This window comes from Nitrospirillum bahiense (assembly GCF_007828025.1).
In the GTDB taxonomy this organism is placed as follows: Bacteria; Pseudomonadota; Alphaproteobacteria; order Azospirillales; family Azospirillaceae; genus Nitrospirillum; species Nitrospirillum amazonense.
Genome location: NZ_VITO01000011.1, coordinates 34,425 through 53,996, shown reverse-complemented (window position 1 = coordinate 53,996; position 19,572 = coordinate 34,425). Strand labels below are relative to the sequence as shown.

Genomic DNA, 19,572 nt, shown 5'->3' with positions numbered 1-19,572 from the left:
ATCGACGCCGGCCGAGGCGCCCATCATCAATGATAGCCCGCGTCCGCCTTCACCTTGCCGCGGAAGACCCAATAGGACCAGCCGCTGTACAGGAGGATGATGGGCAGCAGGAACAGCGTACCCACCAGCAGAAAGGCCTGGGTGCTTTCCGAACTGGCGGCGTCCCACAGCGAATATCTGTGGGGCACGATGTTGGGCCACAGGCTGATGGCCAGGCCCAGGTAGGCGGTGATGAACAGGCCAATGCCATAGACGAAGGGCCAGGCGTGATGGTCACGGCCCAGGCTGCGCCAGGTGGCCCAGGCCAGCACCGCGCTGGCGAGGGGCACCGGCGCCAGGAAGACGATGTTGGGCCAGGTGAACCAGCGCTGGGCGATGTCGGGCTGGGCATAGGGGGTCCACAGGCTGACGATGCCGATGCCAACCAGCACCAGGATCAGCGCCCGCCGCCCCTGCACCCGTGCCCAGTCCTGCAGCCCCCCCTCGGTCTTCAGGATGAGCCAACCGGCGCCCAGCAGGGTGTAACCCGCCATCAGGGCCACGCCCGTCATGACGGAAAAGGGCGTCAGCCAATCGAAGGAGCCGCCGGTGAACTGCCGCCCCTCCACCTGGAAACCCTGGATGAAAGCGCCCAGCACCGTGCCCTGGGCGAAGGTGGCGACGGCGGAACCGTAGGCGAAGGCGTTGTCCCAGAAGCCCCGGTGCTCCTTGTCCTTGAAGCGGAACTCAAAGGCCACGCCACGGAAGATGAGGGCCAGCAGCATCAGCAGTACGGGGAAATACAAGGCCGGGATGATGATGGCGAAGGCCAGGGGAAAGGCCGCCAGCAGGGCCAAGCCGCCGAGGATCAGCCAAGTCTCGTTACCATCCCAGATGGGGGCGATGGAGTTCATGATGATGCCGCGTGACGTGCTGTCGGGGTTCAGGCCGTAAAGCATGCCCACGCCCAGGTCGAACCCGTCCAGCAGCACGTAGAAGAAGACGCCGGCGCCCAGGATCACCGTCCAGACGCCGACCAGGTCGAGCATGGGGCCGTTCATGGCGTATGTCCCTCCGCAGCATGTCCTTCGGGAAGTTGGGCCAGCGGCAAGGCCACCACCGGCTGGGCCGGCCGGCCGCTTTCCACAGGCGTGTCGTTCTCCGCATCGTGATCCAGCGGACCGTTGCGCACGATGCGGCGCAGGAGCAGCAGACCCGTGGGGTAGATCAGCAGATAGACCGCCATGTACATCAGCAATGACAGGATGACGTCCCCGCCGGTCAGGGACGGCGTCACCGAGTCCGCCGTCCGCATCAGGCCGTAAACGGTCCAAGGCTGGCGCCCCACCTCCGTCGTGGTCCAGCCGGCCAGCACGGCGATGAAACCGAGAGGCCCCGCCCATTGCAGGCCGCGCAGATACCAGCCGGTCGTGTAAAGCCGCCCGGACCAGCGCAGCAGCCAGCCCACGCCGACAATGGCCAGCATCAGCAGCCCCACCCCCACCATGACGCGGAAGGCCCAGTAGACGACGATCACCGGCGGCCGTTGGTCGGCGGGGAAATCCTTCAACCCCTTCACCGCCCCGTCCCAGTGGTGGGTGAGGTACAGGCTGCCCAGCTTGGGCACGGTGATTTCGAAATGGTTGGTTTCCGCCTTCTGGTCGGGGAAACCGAACAGCGAAGCCGGGACGCCCTGCCCGCCCTCCCACAGCCCTTCCATGGCGGCCAGCTTGGCCGGCTGGTGTTCCAGGGTGTTCAGGCCGTGCATGTCGCCCAGCACGATCTGCAGCGGCACGAACAGGGTGAGGAAGCCCAGCGCCATGCGCATCATCACCCGCCCCTCATCCGGGAAGCGGCCCTTGCGCAGGGTATAGGCCGCCACCGCCAGCACGACGAAGGCGGTGGTGACATAGAAGCCGCTGACCACGTGGGCCAGGCGGTAGGGGAAGCTGGGGCTGAAGATGATATCCACCCAGCTGGCCGGGAAGAAGCGCCCGTCGACGACGGTGTAGCCCTGGGGCGTCTGCATCCAGCTGTTCACCGCCAGGATCCAGAAGGTGGACAGCAGGGTGCCCAGGCCGACCATGCTGGCCGCCACGAAATGGGCCCAGGGCGGCACCAGCTTGCGCCCGAACAGCAGCACGCCCAGGAAGGCGGCCTCCAGAAAGAACGCCGTCAGCCCCTCATAGGCGAACAGCGGCCCCACCACGTTGGAGACGGCGTCGGTGAAGCGGCTCCAGTTCGTGCCGAACTGGAAGGGCATGACGATGCCGCTGACCACGCCCATGCCGAAGGTGACGGCGAACACGCGGATCCAGAACTTGGAAATCTTCAAGTAAACGGGATTCTTGGTCCAGGCGTGCAGCCCTTCCAGCATGGCGATGTAAGAGGCGATCCCCACGGTGAAGGCCGGCAGCAGGATGTGCCAAGCCACCACCCAGACGAATTGCAACCGGGATAGGATCAGGGGATCCAACAGGTGGTCGGTGGACATGGGACTGGTCTCCTTCTCGAAGGCCGCCGGGGGTGGAGCCTGTCCGCGGTTGAAAATGCCCCTGGCGTTCACGTGTGGGCAGGATCCGCTTGATTGGGCGAACCGTCCAGCGGTCGAATTGTCTAAGGCACTGAGCCCGGAAATGATTGGTGATTTTTGCGGTAACTTGTCGGAACCGGTTGGCATCGCCCAATTCCGGTCGTCAGGACCAGCATCGCATGACGCCCCCAACAAAAATCGGGGAACATGGCTCTATGAATGGGGTATAGATGTATCCTTCATGCTGTTTTTGAGGGCGCCCATGCGGTTGTCGAGCTACACGGATTACGCATTGCGCACGCTGGTGTTCCTGGCGCTGAAGTCCGACGGCCTGGCCACCATCAACGATGTCGCCCAGACCTACGACATCTCGAAGAACCACCTGATGAAGGTGGTGCATCAGCTGAGCCAGCTGGGATACGTCGAGGCCGTGCGCGGACGGGGCGGCGGGCTGCGACTGGGCCGCAAGGCGGAAGACATCCGCCTGGGCGAGGTCGTGCGCGCCACGGAGCAGGAGCTGGACATCCTGGAGTGCTTCTCCAGTACCTCGCCCGCCCTGTGCCGCCTGAATCCCACCTGCGTGCTGAAGTCCGCCTTGAAGGAGGCGCTGCAGGCTTTCCTGGCCGTGCTGGATGACTATACCCTGGCCGACCTGGTGAAACCCCGCCGCACTCTGGCCGGCTTGCTGGATTTGCCGCTGCCCGCCAGCCTGGCCGGGACCGCCTGACCACCCGCCACGCCCCGGTGTCCCGATCCGCGCAGGGTCGCCCCGATGGCAACGATGGTGACAGGGGAACGTCCAGCCCTTACCGTCGGTTTCACCCCACCCGCATCCTTGCCGGATGTCATTCGCAATGCTGAACCGACTGCGCGCCGCCCTCAGGCCGGCCCAGGCCCGTCCCGACCGGACGGCGCCCCGGGCGCCGGACGGGCATGTCCTCTACGCCGTAGGCGACGTCCACGGTGAACTGGGATTGCTGCGCCGCTTGCTGGATACCATCGCCCGGGACCACGCCCAGATGGTGGAGCGCCATGGCCCCCTGACGCCGGTGCTGATCATGCTGGGCGACTATGTCGACCGGGGTCCGGACAGCCGCGGGGTCGTCGATCTGCTGCGCGGGGGCGCCGACCCGGCCGGCCGCACCCTGGACGATATGCTGCCCGGCTTCACCCGCCATTGCCTGCGCGGCAACCACGAACAATCCATGCTGGACTTCCTGGCCGATCCCCTGGCCGCCCTGCGCTGGCTGGACTTCGGCGGACCGGCCACCTTGCGCAGCTATGGCCTGCCCGCGGTGATGGAGGGGCCTGCCGTACTGCAGGCCGTGGCGTTGAGCGAGGCACTGGCGGCCCAGTTGCCCCCGTCACACCGCCGCTTCCTGGACGGGCTGGCCTATCAGGTCGTCTATGGCGACTACGCCTTCGTCCATGCCGGCATACGGCCCGGCCGGCCCCTGGCCGAACAGACGGCGGAAGACATGCTGTGGATCCGCGCGCCCTTCATGCTGGCCGAGGGGCCGCACGAGAAGGTCATCGTCCATGGCCATACCATCGTGCCGGACGTCGACATCCTGCCCCAGCGCATCGCGGTGGACACCGGCGCCTACCGCAGCGGCCGGCTGTCCGCCGTGGCCCTGCACGGACCTGACATCCGCGTCCTGGATGCCCAGCGGGCGGGGCCGCTGTAAGGCCCCTATCCCGCCCTGTCCCCCGTCTCCAGCGTCACCGTGCCGGTGGCGCGGGAGACGCAGATGCACATCTGGCGGCCCTCCGCCTTTTGCCGGTCGCTGAGGAAGACGTCGCGGTGGTCCAGGGCGCCGCCGGCCACATCCACCACGTCCAGGGCACAGAGGCCGCATTCACCCCGGCGGCAGTCGTACATCAGGTCGGCGCCAGCCTCCTGCAGGGCCGACAGCAGGGTCTGGTCAGGGCGCACAGTCACCGTCAGGTTCAGGCGCGGCACGCGGGCGATGAACGGCTGGGCGGGAGAGGCGCCGCCGGCACCGAAGGTTTCCAGCCGGAAATCGGACGGCGGGCGGCCCAGGGCGGCCCAGGCCTGGCGCGCCGCCGCCATCATGGGTGCGGGGCCGCAGATATAGACCTCACCCCCCGGCGCCACGCGCGCCAGCTCGGCCTTGAAGTCGATGGCCTGGCCCTCGGCGTCCAGGAAGATGTGCAGCCGGTCGCCCAGCAGCGTCCGCAATTCCTCCGCGAAGGCCAGATCCACGGCGCGGCGGGCGGCGTAGAGCAGGCGGACGGCGGCGTCCCGGCGGGCCAGCGCGCGCGCCATCGCCAGGATGGGGGTGATGCCGATGCCGCCAGCGATCAGCAGATGATCGGGCCGGCCGGCCGACAGCTGGAAATGGTTCAGGGGCGCGCTGATGGTCAGGCGCGCGCCCGGCGCCAGGCCCCACATATAGGCGGAACCGCCCCGGCTGTCCGGCAGCCGCTTCACCGCGATGCGCAGGATGCCGTCGCCCGGTTCCCCCACCAGGGAATAGTGGCGCACGTCCGGCTGGCCGCCGATCAGCACCTGCACCTGGATGTGCGATCCGGGGCCGTAGGCCGGCACCGGCCCCTGCGGCTGGATGTCGAACTGGCGGACACTATCCGCCACGTCGCGGGTGGCCAGCAGGCGCGCCGACCCCCATTCTGCCTTGAATCCCATAGGTCGTTTTCCTCCCGTAATGTCTCAGCGCCGCGCCACGGTCACGGCCACGCCGCCGCCAGTCGCAGCAGCGATCCGCCGGGCAGGCCGGTCAGCCTGTCCCGGTCGCTCAGGGCGGCGCGCAGGCGGCGCTGGGCCACGCGGGCATGCTCGGCAGCCAGCGCCTCGGCCCGGGCCCCTTCGCCCCGGCTGATCGCTTCAAGCAGCAGGCGGTGCTGTTCCTGGGCCACCACCAGGGTGTCGCGGCCCGCCGCCTCTGTGGCGTGCAGCTGCACGAAGGCGGAAGGGCCGGCGAAGGGTTGTGCCGCCGCCTGCTCCACCGCGCGCGCCACGACGCCGCTGCCCGCCAGGCGCACCAGTTCCTCATGGAAAAAGGCGTTGAGGCGGACGTACTCGTCAAAGTCCGCCTCGCTCAGCAGCGGCTGGGCCACCACCCGGTCCAGCGCCGCCACGCAATCGCGCAAGGGCGCCAGGGCGGCGGCGGTGGGCCGGCGCTCCGCCGCCAGGCGGGCGGCCAGCCCCTCCAGCGTGCCGCGCACCTCGATGGCGTCGGCAAGATCCGCGGCGGTGAAGGCGCGCACGACGAAGCCGCCGCTGGCCCCGGGCGCCACCAGCCCTTCCTGTGCCAACCGCTCCAGGGCCAGGCGCACCGGCGTGCGCGACACGCCAAGCCGCTCGACCATGGCCGGTTCGGACACGCGCTTGCCGGGCGGCAGTTCCCCCGCCAGGATCAGCTCGCGCAGACCCTGCTGCGCGCGCGCCACCTGCATGCCCCGCCCCTCTTCCTCCGCCACCATCGCCTTCATTCCGCCGCCACCCGCTGGGGCCGCTCGGCCGCGATCATGCGGTCGATCAGGCGGCGGGCCCACATGCCGCCGGCATCGATGTTCAGATTGTAGAAACGGCGGTCCGGATGGCTTTCGATGGCGCGCTGCTGCGCCTCCAGCACCTCTTCATCCTCCCCGAAGATGCGGTGCACGCCCTCGCGCAGCTCATGGGTCAGGCGTTGTTCACCCAGGCGGTAGTTGCGGCAGAAGGCCCAGAAGTAATGGCAGCTGCCGTCCGTCTGGGGCGTGATGGTGTTCAGCACATAGCCGTTGACACCCTGGCTGCGGTCGCCCTCCGGCGCGCCGGTGCCGGCGGGGGCCACGCCCACGTCGATGGCGATGGTGCAGGGCGCCTCGAAATTGATGATCTGCCAGCGGTCCACCTTGCCCGGTTTGCCCAGCTGGGCCGCCCAGAAGGGCGGCGGATCGATGCCGTGCATCCAGCGGGTGACGGTGGCGGTCTTGTCGGTATGGGTCACCTGGAAGGGCGCCTCGGCCACCGCGTCGTTGCCGATGCTGGAGCCGTGCACGAAGGTTTCGTGCGTCAGATCCATGAGATTGTCCAGCACCAGGCGATAGTCGCACTTCACCGTGATCAGGCGGCCGTCGCCTGCCCAGTCGGGATCATGGTTCCAATGCAGGTCGGGCACCAGGGCGGGGTCGGCCAGGGCCGGATCGCCCATCCACACCCAGAGGAAACGGTGCCGTTCCACCACCGGATAGGATCGCACGCACGCCGCGGGGTTCAGCGTTTCCTGGCTGGGCATGTGGGTGCAGCGGCCGTTGGCGGCGTATTCCAGGCCGTGATAGCCGCAGCGCACGCCATCGCCCACCAGCCGGCCCTTGGACAGCGGTACCAGGCGATGCCAGCAGGCGTCGGCCAGGGCCACCGGCGTGCGGTCCAGCTGACGGTAGAACACCAGTTGCGTGCCGCAGATGGTACGCGGGAACAGGGCCCGACCCACCTCATGGTCCCAGGCCGCCGCGTACCAGGCGTTGTCCGGCCAGGCCTTCGCCGCCGTATCCAGCCCAGGGGCCCCAGCCCCTGAAACCAACGAACGCCCCGTCACCCAGGACTGGCCCTCACCCTGCGCGCGATCGTCCCGACCCATGGCACCGCTCCTCCACATTTGTTATGGAGCATATGTACCGTATCGCGGAGATGCATGCAACTTGACTCTTTATCGGCGGAATCTGACGTCCATTTCCCTATTTTGTATACATCAAGCCCGGCAGGCATAAGGCCCACAGGCCAAGGTAACGCCGCCCTCCTCCCTCGTCGGGTCCAGGACGAAGATGCGGTAGCTGTCACCGCCGGGGGTGACGCGCACCACCACATGGCCCTGGCGGCTGCGCAGGGCCGGCAGAAAGCGTTCGTTGACCTGGGCCGCCGCCGGCAGCAGTTCGGTGGCGAAGACATCGCGGGGCTTGGCGCCCGGCCAGGCATTGGTCAGTCGTTCCATCTGCGCCATGCCCGGATGGGTGGCGTGCCAGGAGGGGATGATATAGGCCTGGGCGTCGAGCAGGCGGACGAAGTCCGGCCCGCAGGCATCGAAATAGCCGTGATGGTCGGCCACCGCCACCTCCACCCGGCCGCAGGCGGCGGCCACGGGCGTCTCGACATCCATCCAGGGAAAACGGCCGTCGCGGGTGGACGCCGTCAGATCACCGCCGGTGAAATAGCCGAAGCGGCCATAGTCCAGGCGCAGGGCCAGGGACATCATGTTCTCCACCGGCCGATCGGCGGGCGCCAGGGTGGCATTGTCGGGGAACAGCGGCCGGCTGTCCGGGCCCTGGCCCGTCCACACGCGGCCATTGCCCGCCACCACGCGGATGGCGAAGCCCGCCACCGGGGTGCGCGACCGGATCTGGTCCACCGATCCCACCCGCACCGCCGCCACCGCCCGGCCCGACCGCGCCCGGGCATCCAGCCAGGCGCGGTAGTTGGTGGCGAAAGGCGCCGACAGGGGCGGCAAGTCGCCATAGTCGGGATAGGCGCGATCGATGACCATGGCCGCCGGCATGAGGCGGTCGACCTCGCTGAGGCCCGTCAGGCGATAATCGCCGTCCGGCGCCTGGGCCAGGTCCGACGTCACGTCACCGATATGGTCGGGGTGGATATGGGTGGCGACCATATAGTCCAGGCTGTCCCGTCCGGCGGCCCGGGCCTGGCGCAGGGCATAGCGCGCCACCCATTCCCCCGGCTGGCGGCTGGCGTCGGGCCGGATGGGGGCGGAGAGGCCCGGCCCGTCATGGTTGGTGCCGCAATCGACCAGCAGAGTGGTGCCGTCGGGTGCCAGGATGAAGGTGGCGTTGCCCCGGCCGGTGTCGATGTGGTGGATGTCCAGCGTGCCTGGCGTCCAGGGCGGCAGCGCCTCGCCTGCAGCTCCCACGCGCCGGGTGCCGGCCAACAGCAGGCCGCCGGCCAGGGCACCACAGAATTGGCGGCGATCCATGTGCGCCCTCATCTTAAAACGACGCCGACAGGGTGAAGCCATAGGTGCGCGGCGGGCCCAGATATTCCGACAGCACGCCCGCCGTGGACGGTGTCTGCAGGAAGGCCGTGTCGAACAGGTTCTTGCCCCACAGGGTCAGACGATAGCGTCGGTCCGGCGTTTCGAACGACAGGCTGGCGTTGAGCAGGTCATAGGCCGGCACGAACAGCTGCGGGCTTTTGGTGGCGCCGGTGTAGTAGTCGTCCAGCCAGGAATAGCTGACGTTGCCGCTGAGGAAGCCCAGCGTGCCCACCGGCGTCTCATAATTGGCCGTCAGCGCCACCTTGTGCTTAGGCGAGGAGCCCAGGGGGTGGCCGGTGTTGTTCACCACCTTGGCGATGAAGAAATCGTCATAGGCGGTGTCCAGGTAGGAATAGGCAGCGGTCAGGTCCAGGCCCTGGACGGGATGCAGGCCCAGCTCCAGCTCCGCCCCCTGCGATGTCGCCTTGGCGGCGTTCAGGATGGTGCCGATGCCGGTGACGGTGTTCTGCACGAATTCCTGCTTGTCGCGGTAGTCCAGGTGGAACAGCGCCAGGTTGGCGGTCAGGCGCTGGTCCCACCAGCCGGTCTTGGCCCCCACCTCATAGTTCGTGACCTTTTCGGGGTTGAAGGGGGTGACGATGGCGGCAAGGCTGCTGGCCTCGGTGTTGTACCCGCCGGAGGTGAAACCCTTGGCCATGCTGGCGTACAGCATGGTGTCGGGGATGGGTCGCCACGACAGCACGGCGCGCGGCGTGAACTGCGCCCAGGCGCTGTTAAGGTCCCCGGTGCGGAAGCCCGCCGCCGGCACCAGGTAATTGGTGCGGGCCAGGTTGCCCTGCTTCTGGTCCAGGGTGTAGCGGCCGCCCAGCGTCAGCTTGACGTCCGCCGGCAGGTTGACGGTGCCGTCGAGGAAGCCGGAAATGCTGTCCGTGCCCACCGACTGATTGGCCAGCTGATTGGTAGTCAGCACGCCGGTGCGTGCCGCGAAATTGCGGGTGCCCAGCTGCCGGCTGGCGTCCTCGTTCAGGTAATAGACACCGGCGACGAAGGTGCCGAGGTCCCATTCCGGGCTGGTGTAACGCACCTCTTCGGAAAAATCCTTCACGTCGTCGGCATCGTCGTTCATCTGCTGGCTGCCGGTGGTGAGGAAGGCGTAGTTGGTGCCGGTGGAGGAATAGCGTTCCACGGAGCGCGACAGGCGGTAGGCGGTGATGGCGGTGACCGTGCCCTGACCCACGTCGATCTCGGTGTTGTTGGCGAAACCCGCCATGTGCCGGGTGAAGCTCTGCGGGAAACCCAGCTCGGAGGTGCGCGGGTTGCCGTCATTACCACCGCCCAGCGACGAGAGGGTGCGGCCGCCGTTGTGGTCGTCACTGTAGTCCAGGGTGAACAGGGTCTGCACCCGGCCGGCGCGGGCCCGCAGTTGGCCACGAACGCTGGTGCTGTCCAAATCATCCTCCGCCCTGCCCGTCAGGCGATCCTCGCCATAGCCGTCATGGCTGCGGCGGGAGACCACCAGCTTGGCCGCCACATCGTCGCTGACCGGGCCGCTGACCAGGGCGTTGAGGTCCACCGCGTTGTAGTTGCCATAGCCGACGGAGACCGAGCCCTCCGGCGTGGTGAAGGACGGCTTGCGTGTGTTCAGCAGGATGGCGCCGCCGGTGACGTTGCGGCCGAACAGGGTGCCCTGGGGGCCGCGCAGCACCTGCACCGAATCCAGGTCGAACAGGTCGAACATGGCGGCGGAGCTGCGGGTGATGAACACATCGTCCAACACCACCGCCACCGGCCGGTTCACGCCGATCTGGGTGAAGGTGTTGCTGGCGCCGCGGATGGCGATGGTGGGGCTGCTGTAGTTGAAGGAGGAGACCAGCAGGCCCGGCGTCACCCGCGACACATCCTGCAGGTTGGTGATGCGCTGGTCGCGCAGGGCTTTCGCCGGCAGGGCCGTCACCGCCACCGGCACGTCCTGCAACTTTTCCTCACGCCGCTGCGCGGTGACCAGGATTTCCGTCAGGTCGGCGGCGGCGTACTGGGCCGCCTCCCCCGCCGCCGCGTGCGGCACGGCCTTGCGCACCACCAGCCCGCCCCCGGCATCCGGCACTACCTCCAGCCCGCTGCCGGCCAGCAGGCGGACCACGGCATCCCACACGCTCATGCGGCCGTCCACCGCCGGCGCGGTGCGGCCCGCCACCATGTCGGGCGCGAACAGGATGTTGGTGTCCGTCTGGCGCGACAGCGCTTCCAGCGACGCCGCCAGCGGCTGGGCCGGCAGTTGCACCTGCGCCTGCGCCTGGGCAGGACCGGCCGGCGCTTGAGCCGGGGCCTGTGCGCGGGCGGTGCCCCCCACCGCTAATAGGCCGGCCAGCGCCGTGCCCACGATCAAGGACCGGCGCAACCGCCCGACCGCCATTTTCCTGTGATGAAACGCCATGATTTTCCCCCGAGTGGCAGGGCTGATTTCCAGCCTCTTTCCCTCGACGCCGGGGGCCCGCCTTTACCTCACCCCCCTTTGGGAAATTTCACTAAACTGTCATCCGGCTCTTTACCGGACGAGCGTCAGCCGATCCCCCTGCCCCACCACGCGCAGGGCCAGCAGGGTGCCGACGGAGCGGGCGAAGGCGGCGTTGTCGCCCACGCGATAGGTGCCGCTGACCCGCAGGGCCGCCACCTCGGGCGCTACCGCCAGCTTCACGGCGCTGTAGCGGTTCATTTCCGCCGCCGCCGCCGCCAGCGTGTCGTCGCGGAACACCGCGCGCCCGCCCTGCCAGGCGATGGCATCGGCCACGTTGGGCTGGCTCAGCCGCACGCCGGCGGCTTCCGTCGCCAGCTGCTGGCCCCCGGCCAGGGTGACTGGGGCGGCGTCCCCCGGCAGTCCCCCCACCTGGGCGCCGCCATCCACCAGGGTGACGGTGACGTCGTCGGCATCGCGGCGGATATCCAGCTGGGCGACGCCCGGCTGGACCTGGACGTGACGGCCGGCCGCCTCCACCTCGAAGGGGCGGGGATCGGTGGCGGCGGTGGTGAAACTGGCGCGGCCGCGCACCAGGGTCACGCGGCGGGCCTTGTCGTCCAGGCGCACCCGGATCCGGCTGTCGGTATCCAGGATGACCCGGGTGCCGTCCGCCAGGGTCACACGCCGCTGTTCGCCCACGGCGGTGCTGTAGACGGTGGCGCCCGCCCGCTGCCAGAAGCCGATGCCGCCCACGGCCAGGACCAGCCCGCCGGCGATGCCGGCCAGGACCAGGCGGCGGCTGGGCGCGTCAGGCGCCGGTGGCGGCGACAGGCTGGCGCGCTCCGCATGCAGGCCGCCGGCCACGTCCCACACCAGGGTCATGTGTTCGAACGCGGCGGCATGCGCGGGATCGGCGGCGCACCAGGCACGGAAGGCCGCCACGGTGTCCTCGGTCCGGTCGGGGGCATGCAGGCGCGCCATCCAGGCGGCGGCCTCGACATCGGCCGGCTCATGCGGCGACGCGCTATGGGATTGTGCCCGGGCCACCTGTCTCACCACCCCTTCGCCCATTCGGCCAAGGCCAGGGCCGCCTTGGCGATGTGCTTTTCCACGGCACTCTGGCTGATGCCGAGGCGGGCCGCGATCTCATGGTATTTCAGGCCATCCAGCCGGTGCATCAGGAAAATCTCCCGCGTGCGCGGCGGCAGGCGACCGATGCCCTCGCGCACCCGGTCCAGACGCTGGCGGGCGGCGTAGACCTCGTCCTGCAGGGGGGCATCATCAGCCAAGGTGTCGGCCATGCCCGCGTCCAAGGGCGCGGCGGCGGTTTGGCGACGGGCGCGGCGATGCTCGTCCAGGGCGCTGTTCGCGGCGGCCCGCACCAGGAAGGCCTCGGGATTGCGCACCTGTTCCCGGGCGCGGTACGCCTCCAGCTTCATGAAGGCGGCGTGCAGATGGTCGTCCACGTCCTGCGCGCCCGTCAGGCGGATCAACTGCCGGCGCAGGCGCGCCCACAGGGTGCGGCTGGCCAGGGCGTCCTTCTGGTGCTGGTCCATGGGCGCGGAATTCCGTCGGCGGAACGTCGGGGGATATGCGCGCGTACGATACCGCAGCCGGCGCACCCGGGGAAAGGTGCGCCGCGCAGAAACCCTCCTACCCCCCTTGCCCAACTCCGCTTGCACGCCCCCGCTGGGGAGGACGTGGCCCATGCGGTCCGGATCAGGCCCGGCCCGCCTTGACCGGCACGTCCTGGGGTGCGTTCACCAGGGCGTCGGCATGGTCCAGCAGGTGCTGGCGGATCTGGCGTCCGCTGAGGCCGGTGTCCGCCAGGCTGTGGCTGTTGAACATGGTGCGGTCCTTATCGCCGCGCCGCAAGCCGTGGGCCCACAGGTAGAACTCTCCGGTGGCCGCTTCCATCACGATGTCATCCAGGCCCGCGCCCAGGCGCTGCATTTCCGCCGGGCTCAGTTCGGCCACGAAAATGATGAAGCGGCGCACGGACTCGTCGTTCTCACGGTTGATGCGCAGGATATGGCGGATGCCCTGCTCCATCAGCGCGTTGATGCTGGTGCCGTCCAGCGCCGCGCGGATCTTGATCTGCCGCAGCAGGTCGGGTTCCAGGCGGAAAGTGGTCATGACCCGCTGATCCTTAACCTTGGGGGTGGCTTTTTCCGGCATGACGGTCGTGCTCCTCTTCGGGGACGGTCCCGTCCATCAAGCTTTCATGATGGCATCGGAACCTTGAAAAAGGCCCGGCCCCCGAAGGAGCCGGGCCCGGTGATCGACTTAGAACGGGTAGAAACGGAAGGCGCTGTAGACCACCGTGTCGTCGGTGCTGGGGCTGCCGCCGACGCCCTGGAAGGCGTCGCGCCGCAGGTATTCCGCCTGCATGCCGAACTGCATGGTGCCCATGTTGCCGTGGTAGAACTTCCACCAGTAACCAGCGGTCACTTCGCGGATGGAGCGGGTGTTGCCGGTGCAGGCCAGCGACGAGTTCTCTGTGTAGCAGCCGGTGTTGACCGACAGCGCGTTACCATAGCCGTAGGCCTTGCCGGCCACGGTGAAGGCCTTGCTGTCCGCCTGCTCCAGGCCGTAGTAGGCGTACAGATCCCAGTCGGCGTCCGGGTGGGCGACCAGGCCGGCCAGGGCCGTGACCTCGGTCAGCGGCGACAGGCGGCCGTAGGGGTTGACCGTCACGTCAGGCAGGCCCGCGGAGGCGTAGCGGCCGACACCCTGGCCCACCATCGTGCTGGCCTGGAAGTCCAGCACCTTGGGCATCAGGGGCAGGACGGCGGCGGCACCGATGCCCCAACCCGTCTCGGTGTAGTTCTGGCCGGCGACGCGGCTCTGGAACTCACGCGCCAAACCGAACAGTTCATAGTGGCCGTAGCCCGGCTCGGCCGCGAACTTCACGACCAGGTCCGGCGCGATGTCGGTGGAGTAGTTGGCGGTGGCGTTCAGCAGCGAACCACCTGGGTTCGTGTTGCTGTTGGAGACCAGGCTGGTCGAACCGTTGATGGAGGCCTGCGGGCCTTCCAGGGCGATGGCCAGCCAGTACTTCTTGTCCCAATCCTTAGTGGCGCGGAAGGTCCAGGCGCGGGTCCAGTCGAAGCCGACGGCGTACTGCGCGTCCGGACCGGCCGGCAGCAGCTCGTTGCGCGGGGTGATGCCCGTGCCCAGCTTGTCGGTGGTGACCAGGCTGAAGGTCTGGCCGGCCAGCAGGTGCCAGCCGGTATCGTTCCAGTCGGCCGACAGGAAGCCGTGGCGCATGCGCGGCACGTAGCTGTTGCTTTGGCCACTGTTGGACGTGGTGCCGGCCCCCAGGAAGTCCGCCTCGAAATAGGCGCCCAGGTGGGTGTCGGGACCGACGTCGGTTTCCGCCAGCAGCGACAGGCGGCTCTGACGGGCGCTGCCACGGAACTCGTCACGATCGTAGTTGGACGAGTTCTTGAAGGGGATGCTGTTGTAAGGGGTGGCCATATCCGCCGTCTCATTGCGAGACCGGTAGATGGTGGCTGCTTCGATGAAGCCGCCGAAGGTCAGCTTCAGACCCTTGCCCAGGCGCAGACTGTTGTCCTTGGGGTCGGTCACCTTCTGCTGCTGGGCGATCTGCGTGGCGGCGGTGGCCGCCTTTTCCGCGGCCGCGCGGGATTCCACCACCGCCTTGGCGTTGGTGTCCTGCTGGGTCGCCAGCGCCTGCAGCTGCGACTGCAGCGCCTGGATCTGCTTGTTCAGGGCGTCGATCTGCGCCTGGGTCGCCACGATCTGGGTCGGCGTGGCGGCGGTGGCGGCAGCCGAGGCGGCCTTCTTATGCTTCGTGGTGCTGGCGGCGTCCTCAGCGCGCGCCGCGGTCGCTGCACCCATCAGGGCGATGCAGGCCGTGGTCATGAACGCGGCACGCGCGAGGGCGCGGCCTTTACGGATCTGATGCGGCGGATGGGTCCATCCGTTCCGCGCTTCAATAGACATCACTGTCCACTCCCATCAACTGATTAGCTTCTTATCCGCACCCGGACAGGCGCGATGGCCCTTTAAAGCAGTTGTCGATTGAAGAAATGTGGCAGTCGACTAAAGGATCTTTTAGCTAATTAAATTCGCTTTTAAGATCCTATGGGCGACATTCAGTCGCACACGCGGACAATATTCAGATTAAATCACGATATATTGCTATATTACCAGCTAAAGACCACGCCCCGCCGCCGGGTTTTCTGGGGGATGCAACCGGCGGCGGGGCGGGCCGATAGGCCCTGGGTGGTTTTGCGGGGGCCACCCGGGCCGTACGACGGATCCCCAGACAGGCGGGACGGGGATCCGTCGATGGGGCGATGGCGGGAAGCGCCCTAGTTGATGGGCACCAGGGTCTGGGTCATGGCGGCGTCAAGGTTGTCGACGCAGCGGGCATGTTCCCCCGTGCCCGGGGTGAAGCCGACCTCGGCGCAGGCGCGGTTCTCCTGCGCCAGCCGCTGGGTGGCGAAGGAGGGGCCAGCGCAGGCGGCCAAGCTGCCGCCGATGCCGGCGACGAGGGTGACGGCGGCCAGGATGGCGGCCCAATGGGCCTTGATCAGGCGGCGGCTGATGGCGATGGTCATGGTTTAGTTCCCCCCGGCGATGTCGATCGGGTTTTGGGTGGAGTGATAGGCGGCGACATGGGTGGCGTTGCCCAGGACCTTGTCGCGATAGTTCAGCACGCACATGGCGTAGTCCGGCGTATCCGGGGTCAGGCCCTTCTGGCTGCACGCCGACTGGCCGGCCAGGTTGGCGGAAGCCTCCGCCCGGTTCGTGGCGGCTTCGGCCAGCGATCCGGTCAAGCTGTCCACGCAGGCGACATAGTCGGTGTTGGGTGCTGTCAGGCCCATGGTGTCGCGACAGACGCGCTTCACGGTGTCCAACTGAGTGGCGGGAACCGTCGCGGCATGGGCGCAAGCCGCCACCCCGGCCCATACCAGCAGAGCCAGGCCGGCCTTCTGGACTTTGGCATTATTCAGTATACGCTGCATCTTCCACTCCAACCGTCAAGTGAATGACTGATGGATCGAATGTTATCGTCACGGACTCACGTCACAACTAAAGCTTAGTTTATTTATTAAAACTGATTTTAGATTTTCAATAACTGAGTCAATCAACTTACCAATCATGGACTCAGTAAAATCCCGCTGACAACACCATATTGGTCGCACCACATCGGAATTTTCGAAATTGCTGTGGTCGATTTGAAGGTGTTTTACAACTAGATATCATGATATATTGCGGCATTAGATCGCATACCGGATTTTTATGAGGTAATTCGTTATCACAGCGCCCGCATAGCCAAAATTATAATTTTTTTTAAAAACCATTCGCGCTTTTTAATTGGCGGCATTAATCAAACGAGCCGAAAGTTGCCACGGCAACGTCCCCGCCAGAGGACCGCCGTCGTCCGTTTCCCGCCCCTGCGGTATCGCCGCGTTCACCATGTTTGGTGGTTGCCACCGGCACGCCCTTGGCGGATGGTCAGGCTTTCGCCTTGGACGCGCACGCGCCCAGGGTGGTGGCGTAACGGCTGACGGCGGAACCGGCGGATGGACATCGACACATTCGACGATCAGGGATGGCCCCCCGTGACTTCCAAAGCTCACATCCTGCTGATTGAGGATGATCGGGAAACCGCCGATGAGATCATCCGCGACCTAGCCGACCGCGGGTATATGATCAGCCACGCCGACAATGGCCGCGTGGGCCTGGAGCGGGCGCGCGAGGGCAAGTACGACCTGCTGATCCTGGACCGCATGCTGCCGGAGGTGGACGGCCTGTCCATCATCAGCCAGCTGCGGGCGGAAGACGTGCGCGTGCCCGTGCTGTTCCTGAGCGCGTTGAACGACGTGGACGAACGCGTGCGCGGGCTGAAGGCCGGTGGCGACGATTACCTGACCAAGCCCTTCGTGTTGTCGGAACTGTCAGCCCGGGTGGAAGCCTTGCTGCGGCGGCCGGCGGAGCCGCGCACCACCCGCTTGCGCGTGGGCCCGCTGGAGTTGGACCTGATCAGCCGCGAGGCCAACCGCGACGGCCGTCCGGTGGAACTGCTGCCGCGCGAGTTCAAGCTGCTGGAGTACCTGATGCGTCATCCCGCCCAGGTCATCACCCGCGCCATGCTGCTGGAAGACGTGTGGAACTACCGCTTCTCGCCCCAGACCAACCTGGTGGACGTTCACATCGGCAAGCTGCGGCGCAAGGTGGACGCGCCCGGCGACTTCCCCATGATCTACAACATCCGCAACGTGGGCTTCGTTCTTCGTGAACCTCAGTGACATCGGCGGTATTCGATCGTGACCGCTGAAATGCCGCCATGCGCAAGTGTCGGACGCCGCCATCCGGCGGCCTGGTTCATGCGCCTCACGACGCGGCCCGCCAGCCGGCGCGCCCCGGCAACACCCTCCCATGACCGCTGGCATGAGATAGCCCGCACCACCAGTTTCCGGCTGGCCATCGTGTTCGCCTGCTTCTTCGCCGGGTCGTCCCTGCTGTTGTTCGCCTTCATCTACTGGCGGGCCACGGTGTTCGAGACCAACCGTATCGACGCCCTAATCACCGAGGACGCGCGCACCCTGGCCAGCGAGGACCAGGACGCCATCCTGGCCCTGATCAACACCCACGTGACGGGCGATTTCCACCGCGTGGGCTATGCCGCCCTGTTCGCACCCAACGGCAACCGCATCGCCGGCAACCTGGAAGGGGTGCCGCCCGGCCTTCCCATCGACGGCAAGGTCCACGTCGTGCGCGCCGCGCGCACCGACCTTCCGGCCATGGGTGCCATCGACGTACGCCTGGCGGCCCTGCGCATCGCCAATGGCAACATCCTGGTGATCGGCCGCAATGGCCAATACATGGTCGTGTTGCGCGAGGTGGTGATGCATGCCCTGACCATGGGGGCCATCCCGGCCATGGGCCTGGCGCTGGGCGCCGGCATGTTCCTAGCCTGGCGCACCCAGCAGCGCCTGAAGGAGGTGCATCGCGCCGCCGAGCGCATCATGAGTGGAGAGGTGCATGAGCGCCTGCCCATCGCCGGCATGGGCCCCCGGGATGAGCTGGACCGCTTGTCCCTGTTGTTCAACGGCATCCTGGATGAGACGGAGCGCCTGCTGGGCGAGATCAAAGCCACGGGCGATGAGATCGCGCATGATTTGCGCACCCCCTTGACCCGCGTCCGCGCCCGCCTGGAGCGCACCATGAAGGGCGACATGGGGCCGGAGGAGACGCGGGAGACGGTGGGCAAGGCCATCGGCGGCCTGGACCAGGCGCTGGCTGTCATCACCGCCCTGCTGCGCATCCGCGAGCTGGAGAACAGCAAGCGCCAGCGCGGCTTCACCACCCTGGATCCGGCCGAGGTCATCCTGCTGATCGAGGAGTTGTACCAGCCCATCGCTGAAACCAAGGACATCACCTTCACCGTCGACATCGCGCCCGTGCCGCCGATGTTCGCCGACCGCGACCTGCTGATGGAGGCGGTGGGAAATCTGGTGGACAACGCCCTGAAGTTCACGCCCCCGGGCGGCCGGGTCACCCTGGCGCTGGGCCCGCGCGAGGGTGACGGCGCCACCGTCATCCGCGTGGCCGACAGCGGCCCCGGCATCGCGGCGCACGAGCGCGACCTTGTCTTTTCCCGCTTCTACCGCTCCGACCGCACCCGCCACCTGGAGGGCACCGGCCTGGGCCTCAGCCTGGTGGCCGCCATCGCCCGGCTGCACGGCATGGCGCCCCGGGTCGGCGACAACAACCCGGGCTGCGTGGTGGAACTGGTGGCGGAGGGGGCACTGGCGCCCAGGGCGCCGGTGGCTGCCTCCCCGACCGTTTGAATATCCGCCCGCCCCCAGCGTTCCGGCGCGTGCCAGCCCCACTGCCCGGTTGCCAGTCCCTGAACCAACGGGCAAGGTGACCGGCCTCAAGAAGACGAACGCAGGGACGCCGCGGGCCCATGATCACCATCTTCCCCAATGTCCTGAGCCCTCAGGAAGTCAGCCAGTTGCTGGTGGGCCTGCGCGGCACGCCGTTCGCCGATGGCGCCGCCACGGCGGGGGAGCAGATCCGGCAGGTGAAGAAGAACCTGCAATTGCAGGCGGGCATGCCGGGCTATGACGGCGCCTTCCGCACGGTGGTGCGTGGCATCGAGCGGTGTGAGGATTTCCGCCGCGCCCTGTTTCCCCTGCTGATGGCGCCGCTGGCTTTCAACCGCTATGACGAGGGCATGGAGTACGGCGCCCACAACGACATGCCGGTGATCAACACACCGGACCGGGGGCCCATCCGCGCCGACATCTCCTTCACCCTGTTCCTGTGCGATCCCACATCCTATGACGGCGGGGAACTGGTCATCGACCAGGGCGGGCACGAACAGGGTTTCAAGCCGACAGCGGGGTCGTTGGTCGCCTATCCGTCCGGCGCCATCCACCGCGTGGCCAAGGTGACGCGGGGCACCCGCATGGCCGCCGTGGGCTGGCTGCAAAGCATGATCCGCCGCCCGGAACACCGGTCCATGCTGTATGACCTGGGCCAGGCCCGCACCCATCTGCACAGCCTGGAAGGCAAGAGCGCGCAGTTCGACGCCCTGGCCCGCATCTACGCCAACCTTATGCGCGAATGGACGGAGCTGTGAAGGCGTA

Annotated in this window: 18 protein-coding genes; 5 read left to right on the top strand and 13 right to left on the bottom strand. The window is 67.5% G+C overall.

What is annotated here, in order from left to right:
* Positions 1 to 26: 26 nt before the first annotated feature.
* Together cydB and FBZ88_RS16805 are read right to left on the bottom strand one after the other, a co-directional pair.
* Positions 27 to 1,040, bottom strand: a complete 1,014-nt coding sequence (gene cydB, locus FBZ88_RS16810; RefSeq protein WP_211098829.1) for a cytochrome d ubiquinol oxidase subunit II — start codon at positions 1,038 to 1,040, stop codon at positions 27 to 29.
* Entirely contained in the window at positions 1,037 to 2,473 is a 1,437-nt protein-coding gene (locus FBZ88_RS16805; protein ID WP_145618373.1) for a cytochrome ubiquinol oxidase subunit I, read from the bottom strand. The genes cydB and FBZ88_RS16805 overlap by 4 nt, the downstream gene beginning before the upstream one ends.
* Positions 2,474 to 2,774: 301 nt before the next feature.
* On the opposite strand from FBZ88_RS16805, the gene FBZ88_RS16800 reads away from it, so the two are divergent.
* Entirely contained in the window at positions 2,775 to 3,239 is a 465-nt protein-coding gene (locus tag FBZ88_RS16800; RefSeq protein WP_145618372.1) for an Rrf2 family transcriptional regulator, read from the top strand.
* A 127-nt stretch (positions 3,240 to 3,366) separates the two neighbouring features.
* Entirely contained in the window at positions 3,367 to 4,200 is an 834-nt protein-coding gene (locus FBZ88_RS16795; RefSeq protein WP_145618371.1) for a metallophosphoesterase, read from the top strand.
* Between the two features lie 5 nt (positions 4,201 to 4,205).
* Here FBZ88_RS16795 and FBZ88_RS16790 read toward each other — a convergent pair whose 3' ends face one another.
* From FBZ88_RS16790 to FBZ88_RS16740, 11 genes are all read right to left on the bottom strand, one after another.
* Positions 4,206 to 5,180 carry a PDR/VanB family oxidoreductase gene (locus FBZ88_RS16790; protein WP_145618370.1) on the bottom strand — a complete coding sequence of 325 codons (975 nt, stop codon included), beginning with the start codon at positions 5,178 to 5,180 and terminating at the stop codon, positions 4,206 to 4,208.
* A 41-nt stretch (positions 5,181 to 5,221) separates the two neighbouring features.
* The gene (locus FBZ88_RS16785) at positions 5,222 to 5,986 is read right to left on the bottom strand and encodes a GntR family transcriptional regulator (RefSeq protein ID WP_246138705.1); all 765 of its coding nucleotides are present in this window, start codon (positions 5,984 to 5,986) and stop codon (positions 5,222 to 5,224) included.
* Entirely contained in the window at positions 5,983 to 7,119 is a 1,137-nt protein-coding gene (locus FBZ88_RS16780) for an aromatic ring-hydroxylating dioxygenase subunit alpha (protein WP_145618369.1), read from the bottom strand. The genes FBZ88_RS16785 and FBZ88_RS16780 overlap by 4 nt, the downstream gene beginning before the upstream one ends.
* 111 nt (positions 7,120 to 7,230) lie before the next feature.
* The gene (locus FBZ88_RS16775; RefSeq protein WP_186464456.1) at positions 7,231 to 8,463 is read right to left on the bottom strand and encodes a ComEC/Rec2 family competence protein; all 1,233 of its coding nucleotides are present in this window, start codon (positions 8,461 to 8,463) and stop codon (positions 7,231 to 7,233) included.
* 13 nt (positions 8,464 to 8,476) lie between these two features.
* The gene (locus FBZ88_RS16770) at positions 8,477 to 10,882 is read right to left on the bottom strand and encodes a TonB-dependent receptor (RefSeq protein WP_281290146.1); all 2,406 of its coding nucleotides are present in this window, start codon (positions 10,880 to 10,882) and stop codon (positions 8,477 to 8,479) included.
* 147 nt (positions 10,883 to 11,029) lie between these two features.
* A complete protein-coding gene (locus FBZ88_RS16765) occupies positions 11,030 to 11,995 on the bottom strand; it encodes a FecR family protein (RefSeq protein ID WP_186464455.1) in 966 nt (321 codons plus the stop codon).
* A complete protein-coding gene (locus FBZ88_RS16760) occupies positions 11,992 to 12,495 on the bottom strand; it encodes an RNA polymerase sigma factor (RefSeq protein WP_145618366.1) in 504 nt (167 codons plus the stop codon). The genes FBZ88_RS16765 and FBZ88_RS16760 overlap by 4 nt, the downstream gene beginning before the upstream one ends.
* 163 nt (positions 12,496 to 12,658) lie before the next feature.
* Positions 12,659 to 13,075 carry a hypothetical protein gene (locus tag FBZ88_RS16755; protein ID WP_145618365.1) on the bottom strand — a complete coding sequence of 139 codons (417 nt, stop codon included), beginning with the start codon at positions 13,073 to 13,075 and terminating at the stop codon, positions 12,659 to 12,661.
* Between the two features lie 150 nt (positions 13,076 to 13,225).
* Entirely contained in the window at positions 13,226 to 14,827 is a 1,602-nt protein-coding gene (locus FBZ88_RS16750; protein WP_145618364.1) for a FlxA-like family protein, read from the bottom strand.
* 452 nt (positions 14,828 to 15,279) lie between these two features.
* Positions 15,280 to 15,528, bottom strand: a complete 249-nt coding sequence (locus FBZ88_RS16745) for a hypothetical protein (protein ID WP_145618363.1) — start codon at positions 15,526 to 15,528, stop codon at positions 15,280 to 15,282.
* Positions 15,529 to 15,531: 3 nt separating this feature from the next.
* On the bottom strand, positions 15,532 to 15,936 hold the full coding sequence (locus tag FBZ88_RS16740) for a hypothetical protein (protein ID WP_040849122.1): 405 nt from the start codon (positions 15,934 to 15,936) through the stop codon (positions 15,532 to 15,534).
* A 600-nt stretch (positions 15,937 to 16,536) separates the two neighbouring features.
* On the opposite strand from FBZ88_RS16740, the gene FBZ88_RS16735 reads away from it, so the two are divergent.
* The 3 genes from FBZ88_RS16735 (at position 16,537) to FBZ88_RS16725 (ending at position 19,565) form a co-directional block, all read left to right on the top strand.
* Positions 16,537 to 17,223, top strand: coding sequence for a response regulator transcription factor (locus FBZ88_RS16735; protein ID WP_145618362.1), 687 nt, complete (start codon positions 16,537 to 16,539; stop codon positions 17,221 to 17,223).
* Positions 17,224 to 17,301: 78 nt separating this feature from the next.
* Entirely contained in the window at positions 17,302 to 18,768 is a 1,467-nt protein-coding gene (locus FBZ88_RS16730; RefSeq protein ID WP_186464454.1) for a sensor histidine kinase, read from the top strand.
* A 119-nt stretch (positions 18,769 to 18,887) separates the two neighbouring features.
* Positions 18,888 to 19,565, top strand: a complete 678-nt coding sequence (locus FBZ88_RS16725; protein WP_145618360.1) for a Fe2+-dependent dioxygenase — start codon at positions 18,888 to 18,890, stop codon at positions 19,563 to 19,565.
* Positions 19,566 to 19,572 lie beyond the last annotated feature (7 nt).

Excerpts from the sequence above, each read along its gene's own strand:
- FBZ88_RS16750 (WP_145618364.1), bottom strand. The coding sequence starts at position 14,827 with ATGACCACGGCCTGCATCGCCCTGATGGGTGCAGCGACCGCGGCGCGC.
- FBZ88_RS16760 (WP_145618366.1), bottom strand. The coding sequence starts at position 12,495 with ATGGACCAGCACCAGAAGGACGCCCTGGCCAGCCGCACCCTGTGGGCG.
- FBZ88_RS16740 (WP_040849122.1), bottom strand. The coding sequence starts at position 15,936 with ATGCAGCGTATACTGAATAATGCCAAAGTCCAGAAGGCCGGCCTGGCT.
- FBZ88_RS16730 (WP_186464454.1), top strand. The coding sequence starts at position 17,302 with ATGCGCCTCACGACGCGGCCCGCCAGCCGGCGCGCCCCGGCAACACCC.
- FBZ88_RS16755 (WP_145618365.1), bottom strand. The coding sequence starts at position 13,075 with ATGACCACTTTCCGCCTGGAACCCGACCTGCTGCGGCAGATCAAGATC.
- FBZ88_RS16775 (WP_186464456.1), bottom strand. The coding sequence starts at position 8,463 with ATGGATCGCCGCCAATTCTGTGGTGCCCTGGCCGGCGGCCTGCTGTTG.
- FBZ88_RS16805 (WP_145618373.1), bottom strand. The coding sequence starts at position 2,473 with ATGTCCACCGACCACCTGTTGGATCCCCTGATCCTATCCCGGTTGCAA.
- FBZ88_RS16745 (WP_145618363.1), bottom strand. The coding sequence starts at position 15,528 with ATGACCATCGCCATCAGCCGCCGCCTGATCAAGGCCCATTGGGCCGCC.
- cydB (WP_211098829.1), bottom strand. The coding sequence starts at position 1,040 with ATGAACGGCCCCATGCTCGACCTGGTCGGCGTCTGGACGGTGATCCTG.
- FBZ88_RS16725 (WP_145618360.1), top strand. The coding sequence starts at position 18,888 with ATGATCACCATCTTCCCCAATGTCCTGAGCCCTCAGGAAGTCAGCCAG.
- FBZ88_RS16780 (WP_145618369.1), bottom strand. The coding sequence starts at position 7,119 with ATGGGTCGGGACGATCGCGCGCAGGGTGAGGGCCAGTCCTGGGTGACG.
- FBZ88_RS16795 (WP_145618371.1), top strand. The coding sequence starts at position 3,367 with ATGCTGAACCGACTGCGCGCCGCCCTCAGGCCGGCCCAGGCCCGTCCC.
- FBZ88_RS16785 (WP_246138705.1), bottom strand. The coding sequence starts at position 5,986 with ATGAAGGCGATGGTGGCGGAGGAAGAGGGGCGGGGCATGCAGGTGGCG.
- FBZ88_RS16800 (WP_145618372.1), top strand. The coding sequence starts at position 2,775 with ATGCGGTTGTCGAGCTACACGGATTACGCATTGCGCACGCTGGTGTTC.
- FBZ88_RS16790 (WP_145618370.1), bottom strand. The coding sequence starts at position 5,180 with ATGGGATTCAAGGCAGAATGGGGGTCGGCGCGCCTGCTGGCCACCCGC.